Origin of the sequence: Microbacterium sp. 71-36 (assembly GCF_001898305.1) — a bacterium.
Taxonomy (GTDB): Bacteria; Actinomycetota; Actinomycetes; order Actinomycetales; family Microbacteriaceae; genus Microbacterium.
Map to the genome: position 1 here is coordinate 1,481,085 of NZ_MKTP01000001.1, position 24,939 is coordinate 1,506,023.

At 72.5% G+C, this 24,939-nt stretch carries 22 protein-coding genes; 14 read left to right on the top strand and 8 right to left on the bottom strand.

Annotation, left to right across the window (positions count from 1 at the left end; genetic code table 11):
• The 5 genes from BGO45_RS07190 (at position 1) to BGO45_RS07210 (ending at position 4,475) form a co-directional block, all read left to right on the top strand.
• The gene (locus BGO45_RS07190; RefSeq protein WP_292692180.1) at positions 1-1,731 is read left to right on the top strand and encodes a hypothetical protein; all 1,731 of its coding nucleotides are present in this window, start codon (positions 1-3) and stop codon (positions 1,729-1,731) included.
• A gap of 120 nt (positions 1,732-1,851) precedes the next feature.
• Positions 1,852-2,259: a DUF4383 domain-containing protein gene (locus BGO45_RS07195; protein ID WP_076495009.1), complete on the top strand. Its 408-nt coding sequence runs from the start codon at positions 1,852-1,854 to the stop codon at positions 2,257-2,259.
• Positions 2,260-2,261: 2 nt separating this feature from the next.
• Positions 2,262-2,783 carry a hypothetical protein gene (locus BGO45_RS07200; RefSeq protein ID WP_292692182.1) on the top strand — a complete coding sequence of 174 codons (522 nt, stop codon included), beginning with the start codon at positions 2,262-2,264 and terminating at the stop codon, positions 2,781-2,783.
• Positions 2,784-2,823: 40 nt separating this feature from the next.
• Positions 2,824-3,732 (top strand): oxygenase MpaB family protein, encoded by a 909-nt coding sequence (locus BGO45_RS07205; RefSeq protein WP_292692184.1) that lies wholly within the window; start codon positions 2,824-2,826, stop codon positions 3,730-3,732.
• A gap of 194 nt (positions 3,733-3,926) precedes the next feature.
• Positions 3,927-4,475, top strand: coding sequence for a DUF1992 domain-containing protein (locus BGO45_RS07210; RefSeq protein WP_292692186.1), 549 nt, complete (start codon positions 3,927-3,929; stop codon positions 4,473-4,475).
• Positions 4,476-4,577: 102 nt separating this feature from the next.
• On the opposite strand, the gene BGO45_RS07215 is transcribed toward BGO45_RS07210, so the two are convergent.
• A complete protein-coding gene (locus tag BGO45_RS07215; RefSeq protein WP_292692189.1) occupies positions 4,578-5,408 on the bottom strand; it encodes an aldolase/citrate lyase family protein in 831 nt (276 codons plus the stop codon).
• Positions 5,405-6,832 (bottom strand): cation:dicarboxylase symporter family transporter, encoded by a 1,428-nt coding sequence (locus BGO45_RS07220; RefSeq protein ID WP_292692191.1) that lies wholly within the window; start codon positions 6,830-6,832, stop codon positions 5,405-5,407. The genes BGO45_RS07215 and BGO45_RS07220 overlap by 4 nt, the downstream gene beginning before the upstream one ends.
• Before the next feature lie 143 nt (positions 6,833-6,975).
• On the opposite strand from BGO45_RS07220, the gene BGO45_RS07225 reads away from it, so the two are divergent.
• Positions 6,976-8,580: an ATP-binding protein gene (locus BGO45_RS07225; RefSeq protein WP_292692193.1), complete on the top strand. Its 1,605-nt coding sequence runs from the start codon at positions 6,976-6,978 to the stop codon at positions 8,578-8,580.
• A complete protein-coding gene (locus tag BGO45_RS07230) occupies positions 8,577-9,260 on the top strand; it encodes a response regulator (protein ID WP_292692195.1) in 684 nt (227 codons plus the stop codon). Before BGO45_RS07225 ends, BGO45_RS07230 begins: the two co-directional genes overlap by 4 nt.
• A gap of 159 nt (positions 9,261-9,419) precedes the next feature.
• On the opposite strand, the gene ald is transcribed toward BGO45_RS07230, so the two are convergent.
• Positions 9,420-10,505, bottom strand: a complete 1,086-nt coding sequence (gene ald / locus BGO45_RS07235; protein WP_292692196.1) for an alanine dehydrogenase — start codon at positions 10,503-10,505, stop codon at positions 9,420-9,422.
• 152 nt (positions 10,506-10,657) lie between these two features.
• Here ald and BGO45_RS07240 point away from each other — a divergent pair, with 152 nt between their 5' ends.
• Both BGO45_RS07240 and BGO45_RS07245 read left to right on the top strand, forming a co-directional pair.
• Positions 10,658-11,131 (top strand): Lrp/AsnC family transcriptional regulator, encoded by a 474-nt coding sequence (locus tag BGO45_RS07240; protein ID WP_076494997.1) that lies wholly within the window; start codon positions 10,658-10,660, stop codon positions 11,129-11,131.
• Between the two features lie 65 nt (positions 11,132-11,196).
• Entirely contained in the window at positions 11,197-12,120 is a 924-nt protein-coding gene (locus BGO45_RS07245) for a hypothetical protein (protein ID WP_292692198.1), read from the top strand.
• A gap of 12 nt (positions 12,121-12,132) precedes the next feature.
• Here the strand turns inward: BGO45_RS07245 and mmuM are convergent, their stop codons facing one another.
• From mmuM to BGO45_RS07265, 4 genes are all read right to left on the bottom strand, one after another.
• On the bottom strand, positions 12,133-12,975 hold the full coding sequence (mmuM, locus tag BGO45_RS07250) for a homocysteine S-methyltransferase (RefSeq protein ID WP_292692200.1): 843 nt from the start codon (positions 12,973-12,975) through the stop codon (positions 12,133-12,135).
• Complete coding sequence (locus tag BGO45_RS07255) at positions 12,972-13,481, bottom strand: MarR family transcriptional regulator (protein WP_076494991.1); 510 nt, start codon at positions 13,479-13,481, stop codon at positions 12,972-12,974. The genes mmuM and BGO45_RS07255 overlap by 4 nt, the downstream gene beginning before the upstream one ends.
• A gap of 66 nt (positions 13,482-13,547) precedes the next feature.
• Entirely contained in the window at positions 13,548-14,660 is a 1,113-nt protein-coding gene (locus BGO45_RS07260) for a glycerate kinase (RefSeq protein ID WP_292692203.1), read from the bottom strand.
• A gap of 270 nt (positions 14,661-14,930) precedes the next feature.
• The gene (locus tag BGO45_RS07265; RefSeq protein ID WP_292692205.1) at positions 14,931-15,938 is read right to left on the bottom strand and encodes a LacI family DNA-binding transcriptional regulator; all 1,008 of its coding nucleotides are present in this window, start codon (positions 15,936-15,938) and stop codon (positions 14,931-14,933) included.
• A gap of 172 nt (positions 15,939-16,110) precedes the next feature.
• Between BGO45_RS07265 and BGO45_RS07270 the strand changes: the two genes are divergently transcribed.
• The 5 genes from BGO45_RS07270 to BGO45_RS07290 all read left to right on the top strand — a co-directional run bounded on the left by BGO45_RS07270 (position 16,111) and on the right by BGO45_RS07290 (position 23,249).
• Positions 16,111-17,397: an extracellular solute-binding protein gene (locus BGO45_RS07270; protein ID WP_292692207.1), complete on the top strand. Its 1,287-nt coding sequence runs from the start codon at positions 16,111-16,113 to the stop codon at positions 17,395-17,397.
• 11 nt (positions 17,398-17,408) lie between these two features.
• A complete protein-coding gene (locus BGO45_RS07275) occupies positions 17,409-18,431 on the top strand; it encodes a carbohydrate ABC transporter permease (protein WP_292692209.1) in 1,023 nt (340 codons plus the stop codon).
• Positions 18,428-19,309 carry a carbohydrate ABC transporter permease gene (locus BGO45_RS07280; RefSeq protein ID WP_292692211.1) on the top strand — a complete coding sequence of 294 codons (882 nt, stop codon included), beginning with the start codon at positions 18,428-18,430 and terminating at the stop codon, positions 19,307-19,309. The genes BGO45_RS07275 and BGO45_RS07280 overlap by 4 nt, the downstream gene beginning before the upstream one ends.
• A 5-nt stretch (positions 19,310-19,314) precedes the next feature.
• Positions 19,315-21,615 carry a glycoside hydrolase family 3 N-terminal domain-containing protein gene (locus tag BGO45_RS07285; protein ID WP_292692213.1) on the top strand — a complete coding sequence of 767 codons (2,301 nt, stop codon included), beginning with the start codon at positions 19,315-19,317 and terminating at the stop codon, positions 21,613-21,615.
• Between the two features lie 158 nt (positions 21,616-21,773).
• Positions 21,774-23,249 (top strand): dGTP triphosphohydrolase, encoded by a 1,476-nt coding sequence (locus BGO45_RS07290; RefSeq protein WP_292692214.1) that lies wholly within the window; start codon positions 21,774-21,776, stop codon positions 23,247-23,249.
• 177 nt (positions 23,250-23,426) lie between these two features.
• Here the strand turns inward: BGO45_RS07290 and araA are convergent, their stop codons facing one another.
• Entirely contained in the window at positions 23,427-24,938 is a 1,512-nt protein-coding gene (araA, locus tag BGO45_RS07295) for an L-arabinose isomerase (RefSeq protein WP_292692216.1), read from the bottom strand.
• Position 24,939: the final 1 nt, after the last annotated feature.

Consider the following 24,939-nt stretch of genomic DNA (forward strand, 5'->3'; position numbering starts at 1 on the left):
ATGGCCTGGGGTGACGACGAGACCGCGTGGTCGCGCGGCGGGTGGGCGCTGGTGCGGCGGGGCGGCGACGAGCTCGCCGACATCTCCCTCGACGGTCGCCCGGTGCTGCGCAGCGTCCGTCTCGTCGTGCGCGACCGCGATTGGAACACCGTGCCGCTGCGCGTGGACGCGGTGCACGCGGAAGACGAAGGCCTCCGACTCGAGGTCAGCGCGACGGAGGGCGGCTGCCTCGGGGGCGCGATCACGGTGCGCGCGGACGGGGATCGCCTCGAGGTCGTCGCGGACCTCGTCTGCACCACGGCTTTCGAGACGAACCGGACGGGCCTGGTCGTGCTCCACCCGCCGCAGCTGAGCGGCCGCACGCTCGCCGTGGGCCACCCCGACGGCACGGAGGAGCTCACCCGCTTCCCCGCTGACATCAGCCCGCACCAGCCGGCGACCGACATCGTGTCGCTGGGGTGGACCTCGGATGCCGGGCCGATGCGGCTGAGGCTCTCCGGCGACGCGTTCGAGATGGAGGATCAGCGCAACTGGACGGACGCCTCCTTCAAGACGTACAGCCGCCCGCTCGCTCTGCCGTTCCCCTATCCCCTCTCCCCCGGAGACCGGGTCGTCCAGTCACTGATCCTCGAGAGGACGGCGTCCGCCCCACCCGCGTCGGCCCCCCGTGTCGACGTCCTCTCGCTCCACGCCCGGGGACGCCTCCCCTCGATCGGGGTCGCGGCGAGCACGGCCCCCGACGCCCTCCGACCGGACGCGCTCGAGCCGCCGCCCGGCGACACGGTCCTGGTCGAGCTCGACCTCGCCTCCCCGGCCTGGCGCGCGGCGCTGGATCGGGCCCGGCGTGCCGGACTCCCCCTCGACGTGCGCTTCGTGGTCGACGAGGACGCGCCCACCGCCCTCGCGCGCGGGGTCCGGGCCCTCGTCGGGGTGCCCGTGCGGCGCGTCACCGCGTTCCGCGCCCGCGGTCCCGCACGGCACGTGTCCGACGCCGACACGGTCGCCGCCCTCCGCGCAGCGCTGGATCTGGCGGACCTGGAGCTCGCGGCGGCCGGGGGCGTCCGCACCCACTTCACCGAGCTGAACCGGGAGCACCACCGGCTGCCCGCCGGCCTCGAGGGCATCGGCTTCGCCCTCACGCCCCTCTTCCACGACCTCAGCACCGCGCAGCTCGTCGAATCCGTGCCGATGCAGCGACTCGTGGCAGAGCAGGCGGTGCGACTGGCCGACGGGATCCCCGTCGACATCGGCCCCATCGGGCTGCGTCCGCACGTGAACGCGGTCGCGACGACGGCCGAGCCGCGGCCGCGGCGCGGCGACCTCCGCGACGGCTACGGCCCCGCCCTGCTCGCCGCGGGCGACCCGCGCCAGGATGCCGTGGGGCTCGCCGCCTGGACCGTCGCGAGCGCCGCGGCGCTCAGCATCCCGGGCGTGCGGTCGCTGTCGTACTTCGAGGAGTGGGGGCCGCGTGGCATCCTGCGCTCCGACGGCGGCGCGCGCCCGGTCTCCGACGCGGTCCGCGCCCTCGCGGAGATCTCCGGCGAGCCGGCCCTGGTCGGTGAGAGCCCGGACGGGCGCGTGTGGGCGCTCGGAGCGGCCACGCGCGGAGGCACGGTCCTCCTGATCGCCAACCTCGACCGCACGTCGCGCGTCGTCGAGGTACGTGCACCTCGGGGGACGATCACGGCCCGCCTCGAACCGTACGCGTGGACGCGGGTCGATCGGGACTGACCTCCGTCACCTACTGCATGGGACGCGTCGCCGCCAAGGGGGCAATCCAACTTCCTAGTCTCTCCGAAGATGTAGGGAAGGCGGCCGAGTGGTCGCTGCTAGAACTCTGGGAGGTTCATCATGAGCTCGTCACCGAACCGCATCGTCGCGACTGTCTTCGGCGCCGTCTACCTGCTCGTCGGTCTGCTCGGTTTCGCCGTCACCGGCGGCGTCGGGTTCATCAGCAACGAGGGTGGCCTGCTGCTGGGCATCTTCGAGGTCAACCCGCTGCACAACATCGCGCACCTCCTGATCGGCGCGGCGCTCCTCGTCGCGGGCCTCGCCAACGCGCGCGCCGCCAAGGGCGTCAACACCACGGTCGGCGCGGTCTACCTGCTCCTCGGCATCGTGGGCTTCTTCCTCACGGGTCCGGCGAACATCCTGGCCCTCAACGTGCCCGACCACTTCCTGCACCTCGCCAGCGCCGTCGTGCTCCTGGGCGTCGGTCTCGGCACCGAGCGCAACATCCCGCGCACCGCGGCGGTCTGACCGTGAACGCCGCGACCTTCGTCCGGTCGTGGCCCTCCGTGTCCGCATGGGGGGCCGGGCTCATCCTCGCCGCCCTCGGTGCGGGCGCGATCGTGGGACCGAGCTCCGGGGCCGCCTCGCGCGGCCTCGGAGCGGGTCTGGTCGTCCTCGGGGTCGGCGCGCTCGTCTGGGGCGGCGCCGTCCTCGCGCTCGGCCGGCTCATCGCCCCGCGGGCGACGCTGGTCGGAGCCCTCGCCGGCATCCTGCTGGCGGCGGCCCTCATGTTCGTGCTCCCCGCTCACACCAGCGTCATCGCGATCGCCGCGGCGGCGCTGCTCCTCATCGTCGTGGGTGCCGCGGTCGCCGGGCGGGTGCGCCGCGCCGACACCGCACCGCGCACCGCGGAACCTATGAGCGTCTGGGGTCTGCTGCTGGCCGCGTCGATCATCGCCGTCGTCGTCACCCCCGCGCTGGGAGCGACCCAGGACGCGGTGTTGATCCGCGACGACGGCAGCGTCCCCGTCATCACCCACGAGGGTCACTGATCCGGCCCTCCCGCCTCCCGCGGGATGGCACGCTGGAACGGTGACGTCCTCACCCCCGGTTCCGGCGCCCGTCGCCCGGTTGCGCGCGAAGCTCCTCACCGCCCTGGCGGGCGACCCGACCGGCATGGCCCCCTACGTGCGGGCGATCGCCGAGGGCGACGACGCGGGCTACTTCGTCGAGAACGGTCCCGCGTGGACGGTTCATGCCGGAATGGGCACCCTCGTCGCCGGCATCCGGGCTCTCCTCCTCCAGGCGCTGCACCCCGGAGCCCTCGCGGGCGTGCACGACTGGTCGCGGTACCGGGAAGACCCCATCGGGCGTCTCACGGGGACCGTGCGCTGGGTCATCACGCTCACCTACGGGTCGAAGAGCCAGGCGGATGCCGAGACCGCCCGCGTCGGACGTTTCCACCAGCGCGTGCAGGGGGCGTACGTCGCCGGTGACGGGGGCGAGCGGCGCTACACCGCCGAGGATCACGACCTCGTCCGCTGGGTGCACATCGCCTTCACGGACGCGTTCCTGCGCAGCCATCAGGCGTACGGCGGGGCCATTCCCGGCGGGCCCGACGCGTACGTCGCCGACTGGGCGACCGCGGGGCGGCTCATGCGCATCCCCGACCCGCCGCGGACCGAGGCCGCCCTCCGCGCCGAACTCGAGGGGTTCCTCGACCGTGGCGAACTGCGGCGCGACGAGCGGGTCGACGACGTCGTGCGGTTCCTGCGCAAGCCCCCGTTCACGGGCCTCATGGGCGTCGCGTACCGCGTGCTGTTCGCCGCGGCCGTGGCGACCTTCCCGCCGCGGCTGCGGAAGCTGCTGGGTGTCCGACGTTCGTGGCTGCCAGTTAAGACGACGACCCGGCTGATCCTGCGGATCACCGAGCGCGCGCTCGGCTCCGGCCCGCGGGCACAGGACATGGCGCGACTGCGGCTGCGGCGCCTGGGTCTGTAGCCCGGGCCGGGGGCGCGTGCCTTCACGTTCAGTGTCCCGGACACGCGGACGCGCGTACGTGGCATCCGCGTGTCTTGGACACCCGACCGGGGTGGGGAGGCGGCCGGACGCCGCGGCATCCCTCCCTCGGCTGCGGCGCCGCCCGCCCGACTCCGTCGTAGCCTGGAAGGACCCGAGCACACGGCGGAGGCGGCATGAGCGACGACCCGAGGCAGGCGGCGGAGCGCTACCGCCTGGACCGGCGGCTGCGGGATGCCGGCCTGGAACCCGAATCCGCAGAAGCTCCCGCGCGCGGATCGACCGCCGCCGAGCGCGCCGCGTACGTCGAGACGGCTATCCAGCAGGCGATCCGCCGCGGGGAGTTCGACGACCTCCCCGGTGCCGGCAAGCCGCTCCCCGACCTCGGCGGCAGCCACGACCCCGACTGGTGGATCCGCCGCAAGATCGCGACCGAGAAGCTGTCGGGACTGGGGCCGCCCGCGCTGACGCTGCGGGTCGAGCACGCCGAGCTCGCCGAGCGGATGGACGCCCTGTCGCGCGAGGGCGACGTCCGGGAGGCGCTCGAAGACTTCAACCGCCGCGTCGTCGAAGCCCGTCGGCAGCTGCTGGGCGGACCGCCGGTGGTGACGCCGACGGTGGACGTGGATGCCGAGGTCGCGGCGTGGGCATCCCGTCGCCGCGCGCGCGAGGCGGCTGCCGCCGTCGCGCCCCCGCCGCGTCGCCGTCGCTGGTTCGGGCGCTGACCCGCAGCCAGATCACGTGATCTCGCCGAGGGTACCCGTCGTTGCGCGCCATACCGGGTGATCTCGGCCAGGTCACGTGATCCGTCGGCGCCGCGCCAGACGTCAGAGCCGCGACAGGGCCTCGGCGCGGGCCACCAGCGCGCGGGCGCGCGCCAGGGCGGGGGCGTACGAGCCGTCGACGGGACCGTCGGGAACCTCCGTGAGCACCGCCCGGGCGGCCTCGACCTCGGCGGCGCTCGGCGTGAAACCGGCGTGCGCACCGGGGACGGCGGCCTCCCTCAACACCAGGGTGCCGGTGAAGCCGATCGCGGCGGCGTGCTCGGCGGCATCCCGGGCCCGCTCGACCGGACCGCACGGACCGTCGATCGGCCCCGCGATCCCGGCGGCCGCCGACGCCACGGCCAATTGCGCCCGGGGCCACGACAGCGCGACGCGGTCGTCCGCCATGCCGGTGTCGCGGCGGAAGTCGCCGGTGCCGAAGGCCAGGCGCCGGGTCGCCGGGTGCGCCGCGATCGCCGGGGCCGCGAGCAGCGCCGCAGCCGACTCGATCATCGCCACGATCGGCACGCCGACCCGACGGGATGCCGCGACGTGGGCGACATCGGCGGGTCCGGCGCACATCGCCAACACGATCCCGGCCAGGCGGTCGTCGAGCTCACGGCACAGGGCCAGGTCGGCTTCGCCCTCCGGTGTGCCCGCGGCGCTGATCCGCAGCCACACGGGCGCGTTCTCGGCGGCGCGCCGGGCGCGCTCGCGCCCCTCGGCCTTGCGCGCAGCGGGCAGACCGTCCTCGAGGTCGAGCACGAGCACGTCGGCCGCGGTGTCGCCACCGGCCGCCAGCGGCGAGCGCAGCAGCCAGGTGCGGGCGAGGTCCACGCGCGCGGGGGCGGGGGCGGCCGAAGCCGCCCCCGCCGAGTGCTGCGTCAGGCTCACGAACGGCTCCGGGCCGCCGTCTCCGCCTCCGCCTGGGCGCGGAAGGCGTTGAGCGCCTGCGTGTCGACCGTCGCCGGGGCGGTGACGGGCGCGGCATCCGCCGGCGCCGCCGAGTGGTCGTGGCCGGTGAGGAGCGTCTCGTCGAAGGGGATGCGGCCCGCGAGGACCTCTCCGACGCGCTCGCGGTCGTACTGCTTCGTCCACGCTCCGATGAGCAGGGTCGCCACCGCGTTGCCGGTGAAGTTCGTGACCGCGCGGGCCTCGGACATGAACCGGTCGATGCCGACGATGACGCCGACGCCGTTGACGAGGTCGGGGCGGTAGGCGGACAGGCCGCCGGCGAGGGTCGCGAGGCCCGCACCGGTGACACCGGCCGCACCCTTCGAGGCGATGATCATGAAGATCAGGAGGCCGATCTGCTCCGGGATCGACATGGGGGCGCCCATGGCGGTGGCGATGAACAGCGACGCCATCGTGAGGTAGATCGCCGTGCCGTCCAGGTTGAACGAGTACCCGGTCGGGACGGTGATGCCGACGACCGGCTTCGAAACGCCGAGGTGCTCCATCTTGGCGATGAGGCGGGGCAGCGCGGCCTCGGACGACGAGGTGCCGACGATGAGCAGGTACTCGCGGCCGAGGTACTTCATCAGCGAGAAGATGTTGACCCGCGTGACGGCGAACAGCAGCACGCCGAGGACGACCGCGATGAAGAGGAAGCAGGTCAGGTAGAACGAGCCCATCAGGATGCCGAGGCTGATCACGGCCCCGAAACCGGTCTTTCCGACGACCGCGGCGATGGCACCGAACGCACCGATGGGAGCGAGCCACAGGATCATGCCGAGGATGCGGAAGACCAGCACCTGGAAGTTGCGGATGCCCTCGACCATGCGCGCCCCGCGCTCGCCCATGCCCTGCAGCGCGAAGCCGACCAGGAGGGCGATGAAGAGCACCTGCAGGATGCTGCCGTTCGTGAACGCGGAGAAGAACGTCGTCGGAATGATGCCCAGGATGAAGTCCTGCGTGGTGGTCGCCTCGGGCACGGCGTCGTACTGTGCGCTGGCGATGTTCAGGCCCTCGCCGGGGTGGATGATGTTGCCCACCAGCAGGCCGATGCCGAGCGCGAAGGTCGACATCACGAGGAAGTAGAGCAGCGCCAGGCCGCCGATCTTGCCGACCGTGGAGGCCTTGGCGATCGATCCGATGCCCACGACGATCGTGCAGAAGATGACCGGGGCGATCATCATCTTGATGAGGCTGACGAAGCCCTTGCCGACCGGCTCGAGGCCTGTGGCGAACTGCGGCGCGACGAGGCCGACGACGATGCCGGCGACGACGGCGACGATGACGGCGATGTAGAGCCAGTGGTTGCGGTCGATCTTCTTGCGCGGACGACCGTCGCGCGTGGTGCGGAGTGAGAGAGACATCTGCGACTTCCCCTGTTCCTAACGTCTTCGTTGAGTCCGGCGGGGCCGCCGGCGATGCCCTGACTTTCGTCGAGCGCGGCGCCCGGGGCGATTTGTGGTCGTATTGTTCACGGCAGACCGGAACGGACCGGAGAGGGCACAGCATGCGGTTGAGCGTGGGCGGACGGCTGGCGATGGTGTCGCTCGGCGTCGTCGTGCTGGTCGCGGGCGTGCTCGCGGCGCTCATGTCGGTGCAGTTGTCGGACTCGGGACAGCGCCAGGCGGAGCAGGTCACCCGATCCGTGGCCGAGACGCTGGCGCACGAACCCGACGTCGCCGCGCTCGTCCGCGCCCAGGACTCCGACACGCTGCAGCCGATGGTCGAGGCGATCCTCTCCGACGCCGACCTGTCGTTCGTCACGATCATGACGCCCGACGGCATCCGGCTGACACACCGCAATCGGTCCGAGATCGGGCAGCAGTACCTCGGCTCGCGCGAGGAGGCGCTGGCGGGACAGACCTACACCGAGGTGTACGACGGGACGCTCGGACCGTCCGTGCGCACGATCACGCCGATCCGCGACGCGGGCGCCGACGACGGCGAGATCGTGGGGCTCGTCTCGGTGGGGGTGACCCTCGGCGCCGTGCAGGCGGATCTCGCCGCGCGTGTCCCGCTGATCGTCGTCGCCGCGGCCGGCATCGTGGGCATCGGCATCCTGGGTGCCCTGTACGTCCGGCGCAGCGCCCGCCGGGTCACCGGTTCCTACACCCCGCGCGAACTGGCCCGGCTCGTCGAGAGCTACGAGACCGTGCTGCACTCGCTGCGCGAGGGCCTCGTCGTGACCGACGGCGACGGCCGGATCGTGCTCTACAACGACGAAGCCGCCGACCTCCTCGGGCTCCCGCCGGCGACCGAGGGACAGGTGAGCCTGGACCCGCGCGAGACGGACATGGACGCCGCCCTCGCCGACGCCATCGCCACGGGCCGCCGGATGGTGGAGGAGACCGTCGCCACCGGGGAGCGCGTCCTGCTGGTGAACCAGGAGGAGGCCCGCGACCTGAACGGGCGGCGGGCCCCGGAGCGGGGGCGGGTCATGACGCTCCGCGACCGTTCCGAGCTGCAGGCGCTGCTCGGCGAGCTCGAGGGCGTCCGGACCCTCAGCGACACCCTGCGCTCCCAGACGCACGAACACGGCAACCGGCTGCACGCGCTGCTGGCGCTGCTGGAGCTCGGGCGCATCGACGACGCACGGCGGTTGATCGCGGCATCCACCGAGGGACGTCAGGATCTCGCCGACCGTATCGTCTCCGGCAACGACGGCGCGGTCGTGGTCGCGTTGCTGCTCGGCAAGCTCGACGAAGCCGCGGAGCACGGCGTGACCCTCGATCTCGACGTCGACGAACCCACGCCGGCGCTGCCGCTGGTCGCCGCCGAGGCGGTGACGGTGGTCGGAAACCTCGTGGACAACGCGATGGATGCCGCCACCGCCGGCGCCGATCCGCGCTGGGTGCGCGTGGCCCTCACGCGTCGGGGACCCGACGTCGCGATCGTGGTCAGTGACAGCGGGCCCGGGTTCGATCCCGCGCTCGCCGACCCGTTCGCGTTCGGCGCGTCGACCAAGCCCGCCGCGGCTCCGGGCGGCCGCGGCGTGGGCCTCGCCCTCGTGCGCGACATCGTGTCGGCCCACGGCGGGACACTGCACGTCTCCGACGCACCGACGACGGTGCGGGTCGTGCTGCCCGCCCCGGTCGAGGCGGTGACCGCGTGATCCGCGTGCTCGTCGTCGACGACGACGCCCTCGCCCTCGAGCTGCACGCCGCGTACGTCGGACGCGTCCCGGGTTTCGAGGTCGTCGGGCAGGCGGCGGGGGCACGCGCGGCGCTCACCGCGATCGCGGATGCCGCGCGTCCCATCGACCTCGTGCTGCTGGACATGACCATGCCCGACGGCGGCGGCCTGGACGTGGCACGGCGCGTGCGCGCGATGGGAGCCGGCGTCGACATCATCGCCGTGACGGCGGTCCGGGATGCCGCGACCGTCCGCGCCGCGGTGTCGACCGGGGTCGTGCAGTACCTCATCAAGCCGTTCACGTTCGCGGCCTTCCGCGAGCGCCTCGAGGCGTACCGCGCGTACGTCGAAGGGCTGGACCGCGCGGCCGGGGAGGCCACGCAGTCCGAGGTGGACGCGCTGCTCGGGTCGCTCCGGACCGTCGCGGCCCCGGCGCTGCCGAAGGGTCTGAGCGACGAGACGCTGCAGGCCGTCGCGGACCGCGTCCGCACGGCATCCACCCCCGTGTCGTCGACCGAGGTCGGCGAGCGCGAGGGCATGTCGCGGGTGACCGCCCGCCGATACCTGGAACACCTCGCCGACGTCGGTCGCGTGCGCCGCGAGCCGCGCTACGGCGGCCCCGGCCGTCCCGAGATCACGTACGCCTGGGTGCGGGGCTGACGCGGGCCCGCTCCGGCACGCCCGGGGCCGCGGGCGCCACCAGTTCACGTGAAGTGGCCGAGCGTACGCGTCACAGCACGCCACGCCGTGTGATGTCGACCAGATCACGTGAACTGGCGGCCAGGACCCGGACCCCGGAACCCCGACCCGGACGCCGCGTCAGAGGTCGAATGCCGCGCGCACGCCCTCGTTCACCACGACGCCCGCGCGCACGTTCAGGCCCTTGGCGAGGGCCGGATCAGCGGATGCCGCGGCCTCCCAGCCGGCGTCGGCGATGCGGGTGATGTATGGGAGCGTGGCGTTGGACAGCGCGCGCGTCGAGGTGTGCGGCACCGCGCCCGGCATGTTCGCGACGCAGTAGTACAGCGAGTCGTGGACGCGGAACGTCGGCGCGTCGTGGGTGGTCGGGCGCGAACCCTCGAAGCAGCCGCCCTGGTCGATCGCGATGTCGACGAGCACGGAGCCGGGCTTCATCGCGGCGACCATGTCGTCGGTGACGAGCTTGGGGGCGGCGGCTCCGGGGATCAGCACCGACCCGATGACGAGGTCGGCGTCCGCCAACTGCTCCGCGATCTCGAGGCGGGTCGACGCGCGCGTCTGGATCGCGCCGCCGAAGCGCTCCTCGAGCTGACGGAGTTTCGGCAGCGAGATGTCGATGACGGTGACGTTCGCGCCGAGGCCGAGCGCGTTCGCCGCGGCGTGTTCTCCGGCGACACCGCCGCCGATCACGACGACCTTGGCCTTCGGCGTGCCCGGCACGCCTCCGGGAAGCAGCCCGCGACCGCCCGACGCGCGCAGTAGATGATGCGCGCCCTCGATGATCGAGAGGCGTCCGGCCACCTCGCTCATCGGCGCGAGGAGCGGCAGGGCGCGGTCCGCGGTCTGCACCGTCTCGTAGGCGACCGCCGTCGTGCCCGCCGCCATGAGGGCGTCGGTGAGGGGTCGGTCGGCCGCGAGATGCAGGTAGGTGAAGAGGGTGAGGTCGGCCCGCAGGTGCCCGTACTCGGGGGCGATCGGCTCCTTCACCTTGACAAGGAGTTCCGCGCGCGCCCAGGTCTCGTCGGCGGTCGCGACGATCTCGGCTCCCGCCAGTCGGTACTGGTCGTCCGAGAATCCGCTGCCCTCACCGGCCCCGGCCTGGACCAGGACCTCATGGCCTCGGTGCACGAGAGCGTCGACGCCCGCCGGGGTCATGGCGACGCGGTTCTCGTTGTTCTTGATCTCGGTGGGCACGGCGACGCGCATCGGTCTCTCCTCTGAGTGGTCGTGGCAGGAAGGATCGCAGGAATTCGTGTTTCCGTGGCGTAAACCCGCATATTCTTCGGCTTGGATGCCACGTGCCCCGGTATCGTCGGAGAAGAGTCGGCTCAGCCGATCTCTGAACCGAAGGATCTCCGATGTCCGACGACGACCTCCACCCGCTCGATGCCCGCATCATCGAACTGCTCTCCGCCGACGCCCGGATGACGAACGCCGCCCTCGCCGACGCGCTCGGGGTCGCGGCATCCACCGCCCACACCCGGGTGCGCGGACTCGTCGACCGCGGACTCCTCACCGGGTTCCACGCCGCCGTCGATCAGAGCCGCCTCGGCCGCGGGCTGCAGGCGATCGTCGGCGTGACCCTGCGGCCCGGACAGCGGCAGGAGAGCATCCGCGCCTTCGCGCAGGAGGTCCGCCGGCATCCCGACGTCATCCAACTGTTCTTCCTCGGCGGGGCCGACGACTTCCTCGTCCACATCGCCGTCGCGGACTCGTCCGCGGTGCGGCGCTTCGTCGTCGATCAGCTCTCCGCGCGGCACAGCGTGGCATCCACGCGCACGAGCATCATCTTCGAGTACCACCGCAACGCCCTCGCGGCCGACTTCGACTGAGCGGTCGCACCGTCCGCCGATAGGGTGTCACCAACCACAGACCACCGCATCGGCGAGGGGGATCCGTGCTGCTGACGATCGGGCTCGCCGTCATGTGCATCGGTGTCGCCTTCGCCGTCGTCGGCCTCGCCCTGCCGCGGGCCTCCGCTCCCGTGCCGTTCACCACGTTCATCCAGTACGCCGTCATGGCCGGCATTCTCTCCATCGGCTCGACGGTGATGTACGTGGTCCACCGCTGGGACGGCGCGCGACTGGCCCTCGTCGTCGGCGACGCCACGATGGTCCTCGCCTCCGGCACCATGGCGGTCGCGCTGGGGGGACTGTCGGTACCCCGCCGCCGGGCAGCCCTCGGACTGGTCGCGGCGACGGCGATCGCGGTCGGCGCGAGCACGGCGGCGATGAGCGAGGACGTGTCGCTGGCGGTCAAGGCCGCCGTCCTGGCCGTGGTGTGCAGCGTGTGCGCGCTCGCCGCGATCCGTTCCCCCGTCGCACCGAGGCGGCCCGCTCTGCTGATCGCCGCCGGGATGGGCCTGTACGCCGCCTATTCCGCGGCGCGCGCCCTCGTCGGCGCGACGTCGGGGTGGGCGGGACCCGTGGGCGCGGTGTTCCGGTCGCTGGAGATCGGTTCCGCGGTCGCGATCGTCATCGTCCTGGTCTGCGGGCTCGGCATCGTGCTGTCCCTCCGCTCCTTGGGGCGCGTGCCCGACGGCCAACCCAGGGAGCATTCGATCGTCATCATCGGCGACGCCCACCTCGTCGCGAGTGCGTTCGGCCCCGACCGGCTGAGATCGCTCGTGAACGAATTGCGCGCGGCTGCGCATGCGCTCGACGACCGCGCGGTCGATGTCCGCTACGGCGTGGCGACGGCCATGCCCTCGGCCTTGCCGACGCTGGGCGAGCAGATGCAGAACGGCTTCGGGTGGAGCCCCGAGGAGATCGCGCTGCTGGTGGGCGGCGACGGTCGACACGGGCAGGCGAACCGACGCTGAGCCGACGGCGCGTCAGCGCACCGCGGCGGCGATCGCGGCGATGTCCGCCGGGGTCGAGCGGCAGCACCCGCCGACGAGGCGGGCGCCCGCGGCCACCCAACCCGGCGCGTCCACGGCGAGCGGGGCGGCCCCACCGTGCCAGGTGCGGGTCGTGGCATCCCACCGCTCCCCCGTGTTCGGGTAGGCGACGAGCGGGACGGCGGGCGCTTCGGCGAGCGCGGGCCCGACGCTGCCCGGAGCGCAGCAGTTCACCCCGACGGCGACGACCCCCGGCACGGATGCCGCGGTCCGCAGCGCGGAGCCGAGCGCCCCCGGCGCGGCGAAGCCCGTGCTGTCCGCCGACAGACTCACGAACGCCGGGACGCCCAGGTCGGCGAGCTCGAGCGCGAGCGCCTCGACCTCGAGCGGCGACGGGACGGTCTCGACGGCGAGCAGATCGGCCCCCGCGTCCGCGAGCACGGCGAGACGCCGACGGTGCAGCGCGCGCAGCTCGACGACGTCGAGACCGTAGGCGCCGGTGTACTCGCTCCCGTCGGCGCGCAGCGCGCCGATCGGACCCACGGATGCCGCCACCAGGCCGTTCCCCGCCTCCCGGGCGAGCGACACCGAACGGAGCAACAGCCGCTCGACCTCGGCATCCGGGATCGGTCCGCCGAAACCCACCTGGTACGAGGCCGTGATCAGGACGTCCGCCCCGGCCGCGGCGAACTCCGCGTGAGCGGTACGCAGCTCGGCGGGGTCGTCGCGCAACACGCGGGCCGACCACAACGGCGACGCCACGTCGTTGCCGCGGCTCTCCAGCAGCGTGCCGAGACCGCCGTCCACGACCAGCGGCCCGGTGGTGAGATCGATCACGCCTCGTGGGTCTCGCCGGCGGCGAGGACACGGAGCGCCCGGGCGAGGAGAGCCTGATCGGCGCGGCTCACGTCGCGGAGGGCCTCGGCCTCCAGGCGCACGAGTTCGGTCATCGCGGCATCCACGCGTTCGACGCCCTCGGGCGTGATGGCCACGAGGATCGCTCGACCGTCCGACGGGTTGGGGCGCCGGTTGACGAGCCCGCGGTCGGCGAGCTTGTCGAGGCGGTTGGTCATCGCCGCGCTGCCGATCATGGTGGCCGAGATCAGTCGCGTGGCACTGAGCTCGGTGCCCGCACGCCGGAGGACGGCGAGGACGTCGAACTCCCACACCGCGATGTCGGCGCTGGCGAACGCCCGGGCGCGCAGCTTCGACAGGTGGAACGCCGCGCGGCGCAGCCGCGACATGACGTCGAGCGGGGTCAGATCGACCTCGGGGAGCAACTGCGACCAGGCATCGATGAGGAGATCGACCTCATCGTCCTTGTTGCTGGAGACAGTGGACACACCTCGACGGTACCGGAGCCGGGAGGGGATGCGGCGCGCGCGGCGGCGGGTTGCACCCCCGCGCGTTCAGCCCAGGCGCCGGGCGAGCTCCTCGCCGGCCGCGGCGAGCCAGCGCGCAGGGTCGGCCAGCGCCGCCTCGGTGGAGCCGGCGAGCGCGACGAGCGCGACCGCCGCGCCGAACGCCGAGGTGTCGGCCTCCGGCGCGATCCGCCCCGCGACGAGACCCACGCGCCGCCCTTCGACCTGCGCGAGCGCCGCCACCCGTGCCGGGGCCTTCCCCGCGCCAGAGGAGGCGTCGAACGAACCCTCACCCGTCACGACGACATCGGCGGCGGCCACGGCCGCGGCGAGGCCGACGAGGTCGGCGATGCGCTCGGCGCCGGGCACCAGTTCGGCGCCCCACGCCCGCAGCGCGGCGCCCGTGCCTCCGGCCGCTCCCGCGCCGGGATGGGCGGCGTCGGTGTCCAGCAGGGCCGCGGCGCGCGCGAGGGCGGCATCCGCGTCGGCGACGTCGGCGGGGCCGAGGCCCTTCTGCGGACCGAAGACCGCGGCGGCACCGGCGGGACCGGTCAGCGGGCTCCGCACATCCGTCAGCACGAGGGCGCCGCCCGCGGGCAGCGAACGCACACCGCCGCGGTCGATCCGCGCGGCGGTGCGCACGCCGCGCAACCCGGGCACGACGTCGAGATGGTCGGCATCCGTGATCCGCGCACCGAGGGCCGCGAGCATCCCGAAACCGGCGTCGGTCGACGCGCTCGACCCGATCGCGAGCACGAGGCGCGAGACGCCGTGGTCGAGCGCCGCGGCGATCGCCTGGCCGAACCCGCGCGTGTCGGCGTCGAAGGGGCGCAGCGCGCCGTCGAGCAGCTCGATGCCCGAGGTCGACGCGAGCTCGACGACACCGGTCCCCTGCGGCGCATCGTCGGTCGGCGGAAGAAGGACCCAGGATGCCGCGACCGCGCGGCCGTGCGGACCGGTGACGGCGACCGGCATCCGGCGGGCCCCCGGGACGGCGACGAGGAAGGCATCCAGCGTGCCCTCGCCGCCATCGGCCATCGGGAGCTCGACGATCGCGTCGCCGGGACGCGCCGCGCGCCACCCCGCGGCCAGCGCTTCCGCTGCCGCCACGGCCGAGATCGATCCCTTGAACCCGTCCGGGGCGAAGAGCACGCGCGTCACGCGCCGACCCTACCGCGGGGTGGTCGGCGCACGCGGGCACCGCGTCCCCGCGCTCGGGGCGGCGCCGTGACCGCGAGACTGCATCCCCCCGACAGGGGCGGGGCCGTGACCGCGAGACTGCATCCCCCCGACATCTCCACTGCACGTTGCAATGGGGATGTCATGCCACTGCAGTCTCGAGGGAAGCTGCCGCGTCCGTGTGCGTCCACCCCCGCCGAGTGTCCAAGACACGCCGTACCCGCTCGGCGGCCAACGGCGTGTCTTGGACACTCACGGCTGACGGGAACGGGGCGGGGCCGTCGTGCCGCGGGCGACGAGGCGGGTCGCGAGCTGCAGGTGCGTCTCGGGCAGCTCCTCGCCGGCGAGGAGCGCGAGCACGATCCGCACGGCCTCCGCCCCGAGGAGCTTCATCGGCTGCCGCACGGTCGTGAGCGGCGGCTGCGCCCGCGCGGCTTCCGGCACGTCGTCGAACCCGACGACGGACAGGTCGTCGGGTACGCGCAGCCCGCGCTCCGTCGCGACCCGCACGATCGACAGCGCCGACAGGTCGTTCGCCGCGAACACCGCGGTCGGCGGATCGGCCAGCGCGAGCATCGCCTGCGCGGCCTCGCGCGCGACGTCCTGTTCGTAATGCCCCTGCCCCACGAGGGCCGGATCGAACGGGATGCCGGCGGCCGACAGCGCCTCGCGGTACCCCGAGGCCCGGGCGACCGCCGACCGCAGATCGGGACGCCCCGCGATGAAGCCGATGCGACGGTGGCCGAGCTGCACGAGGTGGTGAACGGCCTGCTGCGCACCGGTGAAGCTGTCGGACTCGACCGTCGGCAGGTCGGCGCGGCCGGTGTGCGGGTCGATCGCGACGATCGGCACCTCGGCCGCGACGTTCACGATCGTCGGGGTGACGAGGATGGCCGCGTCGATGAGCGTGCCGCTGAGGCGACTGAGCGAGCGGCGCTCCCACCCCTCGCCGTCGCGCTTGGCGCCGGTGTACGCCAGCAGGTCGTACCCGGTGTCGGAGAGCGCTCCCCCGACACCCTTCAGGATCTCGGCCGAAAACGGTTCGATGTCGGCCACGAGCACGCCGATGACGCCCGTCCGGCGGGATCGCATGCTGCTGGCGACGAGGCTCGATTCGTACCCGAGCGCGCGCACCGCGTCCAGGACGCGCCCGACCGTCTCCGGCGAGACGCCGTAGCGACCGTTCACGGCCTTGGACACCGTGGCGACCGAGACACCGGCCGCCGCGGCGACGTCGTGGATGGTGACACGCCTGGTCATGGCATCCGACCCTAGCGTGGAAATCATTTTCGAAAACGTTTGACGACCCGGCGCGCGGAGGTGACACTGCTGCCACCCGGGCCGCACACCCGGACGTGGACGACCGGCACCGATGCCGACAACCGGAGCATCCCGCACGGGACGCACCTCGATGAAGAGAAACGGGAATCACATGAAGACCAGGAAGCTGCTCGCCACCTCGGCGATCGCTCTCGCCGGCACCCTCGCCCTCGGCGGCTGCGCCGCCGGCGGAGGCGGACAGAATGCCGACGGCAGCGTCACCCTCACCCTCTGGCACAACTCCACCACCGGAGACGGCAAGAAGTACTGGGAGGACACCGCCGCCGCATTCGAGGCGGCCAACCCGGGCGTGACGATCGAGATCCAGGCCGTGCAGAACGAGGAGATGGACGGCAAGCTCCAGACGGCGCTGAACTCCGGCGACGCCCCCGACCTGTTCATGGCGCGCGGCGGCGGCAAGCTCGCCGACATCGTCAAAGCGGGTCAGGTCATGGACCTCACCGACAAGATCTCCTCGGATGCCCAGACCGCCCTCGGGTCATCGCTGTCGGCGTTCGAGATCGACGGGAAGAACTACGGGATGCCGGTGGCCGTGCTGCCGTCGGGCATCTTCACGTCGCAGGACCTCCTCACCGCGGCCGGTGTGACATCGGCCCCGAAGACGATCGACGAGCTCGAGGCCGCCAACGCCAAGATCAAGGCCACCGGCGTCGCCCCGATCGCCGTCGGCGCGAAGGACGCCTGGCCCGCCGCGCACTGGTACTACAACTTCGCCCTCCGCGCCTGCTCCAAGGACGTCCTCGATTCCGCCGCCGCGAGCCGCAGCTTCGACGACCCGTGCTGGCTGAAGGCCGGCGAGGATCTGGAGTCGTTCCTGAAGACGCAGCCCTTCAACGAGGGCTTCCTCACCACCGCCGCGCAGCAGGGCGCCGGTTCGTCGGCCGGGCTCCTGGCCAACCACCAGGCCGCGATGGAGCTCATGGGCGCCTGGGACCCGGGCGTGATCGCTTCGCTCACCCCCGACCAGCAGCCGCTCGCCGACCTCGGCTGGTTCCCCTTCCCCGAGGTCCCCGGCGGTGACGGCGAGCCCGGCGCCATGATGGGCGGCGTCGACGGGTACTCGTGCTGGGTCAACGCCCCCGCGCAGTGCACCGACTTCCTGAACTTCCTCGTCGACAAGGAGAACCAGGAGGCCTACGCCACGGCCTTCCAGACGCTCCCCGCCTCGTCCGAAGCGGTGGATGCCGTGACCACCCCCGCGCTGCAGTCGGTGCTCGAGGCCTACTCGAAGGCGCCCTACGTCTCGGTCTGGCTCGACACGCTGTACGGCCAGAACGTCGGCAACGCGCTCAACGTCGCCGTCGTCGACATGTTCGCCGGCAAGGGCACGCCGCAGGGCATCGTCGACGCCGTCAACGCCGCCGCCTCCCGCTCCTGAGGGAAACCGACATGACCACCGTGCGTCCCCCCGTCGCCCCCGCGTCGGCCGACGCCGCCGGTCACCGCTCGGTCGAGGACGGAGCTCCCCGCTCCTCCTCGGCCGGGCGGTCGCCCGTGCGGCGACGCCGCGAGAACTGGAAGATCCGCGGCGAGCTCGCGATCCTGCTCGGCCCCGCGCTGGTGGTGTTCGTCTCGTTCGTCATCCTGCCGGTGGCCCTGGCCGCCTTCTACGGCTTCTACAGCTGGTCGGGGTTCGGGACTCCGACGGAGTTCGTCGGCATCCGCAACTACGTCACGATCCTCACCGACCCGGCCTTCCACGAGGCCCTCGGGCACAACGCCTTCATCGTCGTCGGCTCCCTCGTCCTGCAGGGCCCGCTGGCCCTGGGCCTCGCGCTGCTGCTGAACCGCAAGATGCGGTTCCAGTCGCTCATCCGCGTCCTGATCTTCGTGCCCTACGTCATCTCCGAGGTCGTCGTCGGCCTCGGCTGGGGGCTCATGCTGCAGTCCGGCGGCGCGCTCAACGGGGCGTTGGAGAAACTCGGACTCGGCGCCCTCCGCGCCGACTGGATCTCCGACCCGGCGCTGGCGATCTGGACGCTGCTCATCATCATCACGTGGAAGTACATCGGCTTCGCCGTGATCCTCTTCCTCGCCGGACTCCAAGGCATCCCGGAGGAGCTGTCCGAGGCGGCCGCCATCGACGGCGCGTCGTACTGGCAGATCCAGCGCCACATCGTGCTGCCGCTCATGGGGCCCACGATCCGCATCTGGGCGTTCCTGTCGATCATCGGATCGCTCCAGCTGTTCGACCTCGTGTGGATCATCTGGGGCCAGTACGTCGCCTCCACCGCCGGCACCTCGACGATGGCCACGTACATGGTCGCCAACGGCCGCAACGCCGGCAGCTTCGGCTACGGCAGCGCCGTGGCCGTGGTGATGTTCCTGATCTCGCTCGCCGTCGCGCTGATGTACCAGCGCTTCGTGCTCCGCCGCGACACCGCCGGCGCCCTCACGGGAGGCACCAAATGACCGCCACCGCCACCCTCGTCGCGCCCCGCGCGGCGAAGACTCCGCGCCGACCGGCCGGGAGCAGCCGCTTCTCGTCCGTCGTGGTCGGATTCGTCGCCCTCGTGCTGATCGCGCTCATGCTCGGACCGGTGATCTACATCATCCTCGGCGGCTTCCGCTCGAACTCCGAGATCACCGTCGACCCGGCCGGCTTCCCCACGCGGTGGAACTGGGAGAACTACACGGAGGTGCTCGGGAGCGGAACCTTCTGGGGCCAGGTCGCCAACTCCACGATCGCGGCGATCGCGACCACCCTGTTCGTCGTGGCGCTCGGACTCATGGCCGCCTACGCGCTCTCGCGCTACAGCTTCCGCGGACGCGGCGCGGTCTACGCGCTGTTCACCGCGGGCCTGATGTTCCCCATGACCGTCGCGATCACGCCGCTCTACATCCTCGTGCGCAACCTCGGGCTCATGAACTCCCTCGCGGGCGTCATCGTCCCCCAGATCGCGTTCGCGCTGCCGATCACGGTGATCATCCTGTCGCCGTTCCTCTCGGCGATCCCCCGCGAACTGCAGGAGGCCGCGTCGATCGACGGGCTGGGACGCCTCGGGTTCTTCTGGCGCATGGTGCTGCCGCTCGCCGTCCCCGCGGTCGTGACCGTCGGCATCCTGGCCTTCGTCAACAGCTGGAACTCGTACATGCTCCCGCTGTTCATCCTCAACAACGAAGCGACCTACACGCTGCCCCTCGGGACGCAGGCGTTCGCGTCGCAGTACTCCGTCGACACCGCGCGCGTGCTCGCGTTCACCTCGCTGTCGATGATCCCCGCTCTGGTGTTCTTCAGCCTGTTCGAGCGACGGATCGTCGGCGGCCTCACCGGCGCCGTGAAGGGCTGACCCGCATGACCATCCACAGAACCGACGTCGGCGCTGCCCTTGCTCCCGGCGTCTCGGCCCGCGTGCAGGCGCTCGTCGCCGACATGACCCTCGACGAGAAACTCGCGCAGCTCGTCGGGTACTGGGTCGACCAGGGCGACGAGGTCGTCGCGCCCCGCTCCGGCGAGAAGGTCACCTCGACCGGATACGCGGATGCCACGGTCCACGGCCTCGGACACCTCACGCGCGTCTACGGCACCCGGCCGGTCGACCCGGTCGAGCGCGCCGCCTGGCTGTGGGGCGAGCAGCGGCGCCTGCAGAGGGAGACGCGTCTGGGCATCCCGGCCCTCGTGCACGAGGAGTGCCTCACCGGCTTCGCGGCCTGGAAGGCGGCGACCTTCCCGACCCCGCTCGCGTGGGGCGCGTCTTTCGATCCGGAGACCGTCGAACTCGTGGCATCCGCCATCGGACGCTCGATGCGCGAGGTCGGCGTGCATCAGGGCCTCGCCCCCGTGCTCGATGTCGTGCGCGACCCGCGGTGGGGGCGGGTCGACGAGTGCATCGCCGAGGACCCGTACGTCGTCGGCACGATCGGCACCGCGTACGTCCGGGGCCTGCAGTCCGCCGGAGTCCACGCGACGCTCAAGCACTTCGTCGGGTATTCGGGTTCGCAGGCCGGGCGCAATCACGCTCCCGTCCACGCGGGACCGCGCGAGCTGCAGGACGTCTTCCTGCCCCCGTTCGAGATGGCCGTCCGCGATGGCGGGGTGCGCTCCGTCATGAACTCCTACACCGAGATCGACGGCGTGCCCGTGGCCGCCTCGGGCGAGTTGCTCACCGACCTGCTGCGGCGTCGCTGGGGTTTCGACGGCACGGTGGTGTCGGACTACTTCGCGGTGGACTTCCTCCGATCGATGCACGGCATCGCGGGCTCGCCGGGCGAAGCCGCGCAGATCGCCCTCGAGGCCGGCATCGACGTGGAGCTCCCCGGCGCCGACGCCTTCCCGCGCCTGGCCGCGCGGGTGGCATCCGGCGATCTGTCCGAGACCCTCGTCGACCGGGCGGTCGCCCGGGTGCTGGCCGAGAAGGAGGACCTGGGACTCCTGGACGCCGACTTCTCCGCGCCTCCGCGCCGTGTCGACCTCGACGACGCCGAGCACCGCGCCCTGGCGTACCGGCTCGCGCTCGAGAGCGCCGTGCTGCTGCGGAACGACGGCGTGCTGCCGCTGCCCGCGGCCCCCGGACGCATCGCGGTCATCGGGCCGAACGGCGACAGCGCCGAGGCGCTCATGGGCTGCTACTCGTTCGCGAACCACGTGCTCGCGCATCACCCCGAGTTCCCGATGGGCTTCGACATCCCGACGGTCCGCGCGTCGCTGGCGGCACGGTTCGGCGATGTCGTGCACGCCGACGGCGTGACGGTCGAGGGCACGGATGCCACCGGCATCCCCGCCGCGGTCGAACTCGCGCGTTCCGCGGACGTGGCCGTCGTGGTCGTCGGCGACCGCGCGGGCCTCTTCGGCCGCGGCACCGTCGGCGAAGGCAATGACGCGGACTCCCTCGAGCTGCCCGGGCTGCAGCGCCGGCTCGTCGAGGAGGTCGTCGCGACCGGAACGCCGGTCGTGATGGTGCTGCTCACCGGACGCCCCTACGCGATCGGCTGGGCGTTGGACGAGGCCTCCGGCCCGGCGGCCGTCGTGCAGGCGTTCTTCCCCGGCGAAGAGGGCGGGCCCGCGCTCGCCGCGCTCCTGGCCGGGGACGCCGCGCCCTCCGGGCGGCTGCCCGTTTCGCTCCCCCGGTCCGCCGGGGCTCAGCCGTACTCGTACCTGCACCCGATCCTCGGCGGCGCCACCGACATCACCAGCGCCGACCCGACGCCCGTCCGCCCGTTCGGCTTCGGCCTGTCGTACACGACGTTCCGGCGGGAGGGGCTGACGGTGGATGCCGAGGTGCGCGCGGGCGATGCCTTCGCGGCTTCGGTGCGCGTCACCAACACGGGACCCGTCCGGGGAGCGGACGTCGTGCAGCTCTACGCCCACCGCGCGGTCGCGAGCGTCACGCGCCCGGTTGCGCAGCTCGTGGCCTATGCCCGCGTGGAGCTGGAGCCCGGCGAGACCGCCGAGGTGCGGTTCACGGTGCCGGCCTCCCGCCTGGCGTACAGCGACCGGACGCTCCGTCGCGTCGTGGAGCCCGGCGAGGTGGAGCTGCGCGTCGGCCCGACGTGCGCCGAGGTGGACGAGGCCGCGACCGTGCGGCTCACCGGTGCGACGTACGAGCTGCGTCCGGACGATGCGCGGGTGGTCGCCGCGGAGGTGCGCCGGGGCTGACCGCGCGTCGGCCGGTGCTCGCGCCGCGGCGAGACTGCATCCGCCCGACATCTCCACTGCACGCTGCAGTGGGTTTGTCGGGCGGATGCAGTCTCGCGGTCCGGAACGTGCACCGGCGGCCGCCACCAACGCCGCCCCGCGCCGGATACCGTGGACGGATGACGCTCCCCACGGCCTTCTCGCGCGTGTACCCGGATCGCGACGACACCGGCGGCGACCCGTGGTCCATCGACCTGGAGCGCATCCAGTTCTCGCCGTACTTCTCGCGCCTGTCGGCCGTGACGCAGGTCGTGTCGCCCTCGATCTCGGGCGCGCCCGTGCACAACCGGCTCACGCATTCGCTCAAGGTCAGCGCGATCGCGCGCGTCGTCGCGTTGCAGCTGAACACCCGCGCCGGCACCGACGTGTGCAACCCCACGGTCGTCGAGGCCGCGGCGTACGCCCACGACCTGGGCCACCCGCCGTTCGGGCATCTGGGTGAGACGACGCTGGACCGCCTCGCCCGCACCGAGCTGGGTCTCCCCGACGGCTTCGAGGGCAACGCCCAGACGTACCGCATCCTCACCGCCCTCGACGTCGTCGAGAACGCTCCCCGTGGGCTCAACCTCACCGCCGCGGTGCGTGCCGCGTCGGCGAAGTACCCGTGGTCGCCGTCGGTCTCCGCGGCCGAGGTCGAGCGGATCGGCCCGCCCCGTGGCATCCGTCGCGCCCCCGACGGCGCGTACCGCGTGCACAAGTACTCGGTGTACGACATCGACGTGGACGACCTCGACCAGGCACGGCAGGGCGTGGATGCCGAGCCCCTCCGGCAGACGATCGAGGGCGCCGTCATGGACCTCGCCGACGACATCGCGTACTCGGTGCACGACGTCGACGACTTCTACCGCGCCGGGATCCTGGACCACGCCCCGATCGCGGCGGAGTTCCGCGGGTGGCTCGACGACGTGATCGAGTGGCGTTCGCGCGACGACGCGGAGGTGCGCGCCGAGCTCGTTCCCGGGGCCGCGCTGGAACGCCTGCGCCGCAAGATGCGTCGCGATGACCCGTGGGTCGCCGACGACGAGGCGTTCCTCGCCGCGGTGAGCGACGTGGATGCCGAGCTGGTCACCGAGCTGCTCGCCCGCCCGTTCGACGGGTCGCTGACGGCCGAGCGGCGCCTGGCGTCCTTCACCGACCGGTGGATCCGCCGGTTCCAGGAATCCGCGCGGCTGCGCCCCCTCGACACCCCGCGGTCGGGTCCGGTCGCGCTGTCGCCGTCCGCGTGGCACCACGTCGAGGTTCTGAAGTTCGTGCACAAGCGGTTCGTCCTCAGCCGTCCCGACCTCGCGATCCAGCAGCGCGGGATGAGTCGCATCCTCGCGCGCTCGGTGCGGGCGCTCGGCGAGTGGCTCGACGACGACCTCGACCGCGCGCGGACCCCGCGCCGCCTGCGCGAACTCATCGCCCTCGCCCGCGAGCAGTACGCGGCCCTTCCCGCCGAACGTCGACCGACGGATGCCGAGGCCGAGACGCTCGCGCGCTCCCGCGGAATCGTGGACTACGTGGCATCCCTCACCGACGCCCAGGCGTTCACGCTGTCGGAGGCGATCTCCGGCCGCGCCGACCGCCTGTGGTCGCTCGGGCAGCGGCTGTAGCGCCTCGCCGGCTCCCCGGACGCACGAATGCCCCGGATCCGCGGGCGTCCCACCACCGACGCGGATCCGGGGCACGGTTCGTGCGCCGGAGAACCGGTGCACTGGACGCGCCCCGAACGGGACGCGTACGTGCCGCACCGCCCCGGGGCCGCGAGGGGCGCCCGGGGCAGCGGGGTCTTACAGGCCCTGGGCCAGGCGGTAGTACGCCTGGTTCCAGCGCAGCTCGCTCTGGAAACCGCGGACCGTGGTGTCGTCGTTGATGACGACGAGCTCGGTCTTGGCGATCTCGGCGAAGTCGCGGAACACCTCGATGCCCACGGCCGTCGTCATGACGGTGTGGTGGGCGGCGCCGGCGGCGAGCCAGCATCCGGCCGAGGTCGCGAAGTCCGGGGCCGGCTTCCACACGGCACGGCCGACGGGCAGCTTCGGCAGGTCGGGGGCGTCGACGTTCTCGACGACGTTGGCGACGAGGCGGAAGCGGTCGCGCATGTCGCTCATCGCGACGACGAGCGCGGGGCCCGCGTCGGCGGTGAAGACCAGGCGCACCGGGTCGTCCTTGCCGCCGATGCCCAGCTCGTGGATCTCGAGGCGCGGCTTCTTGGTCGTGAGCGACGGCGAGACCTCGAGCATGTGCGCTCCGAGGATGCGCTCGTTGCCCGGCACGAGGTCGTAGGTATAGTCCTCCATGAGCGAAGCGCCGCCGGGGAGGCCCGCGCCCATGACGTTCGCGACCCGCACGAGGATCGCGGTCTTCCAGTCGCCCTCGGCGCCGAAGCCGTAGCCCTCGGCCATGAGGCGCTGGACCGCGAGACCCGGCAGCTGCTTCAGCGCGCCCAGGTCTTCGAACGACGTGGTGAAGGCACCGAAGCCGCCCTCCTCCAGGAAGGAGCGCAGGCCCAGCTCGATCGCGGCGCCGTCGCGCAGCGACTGGTGGCGCGCGCCGCCGGGGAGCAGCTCCTCCACGACGTCGTAGCTGTCGATGTACTCCTGCACGAGCGCGTCGATGTCGGCATCCGTGGCCTTCTCGACGGCCTCGACGAGCTCGTTGACACCCCACGTGTTGACCTGCACGCCGAAGCGCAGCTCGGCCTCGGTCTTGTCGCCCTCGGTGACCGCGACGAAACGCATGTTGTCGCCGAAGCGCGCGAGCTTGAGCGTGCGGGCGGCGGTCCAGCCGGCGGCGGCGCGCTCCCAGTCCTCGATCTGCTGACGCACGGCCGGGTTCGACACGTGGCCGACGACCGTCTTGCGCGCGACGCCCAGACGCGTCTGGATGTACCCGAACTCGCGGTCGCCGTGCGCGGCCTGGTTGAGGTTCATGAAGTCGAAGTCGATGTCGTTCCACGGCAGCTCGACGTTCGCCTGCGTGTGCAGGTGCAGGAGCGGCTTCTGCAGCGCGTCGAGACCCGAGATCCACATCTTCGCGGGGCTGAAGGTGTGCATCCACGCGATGACGCCGATGACGTCGTCGCGGCCGTTGACCTCGAGGGCCATGCGGCGGATGCTGTCGGAGTCCTTCAGCACGGGCTTCCAGACGACCTTCACCGGGAGCCCTGCGAGGCCCTCGACGACGGCCTGCGACTGCTCGGCGACCTGCTTCAGGGTCTCCTCGCCGTAGAGGTTCTGGCTGCCGGTGACGAACCAGACCTCGTAGCCGTCGAGGTCGTTCTTGAGCTTCGTGCGGGTCATG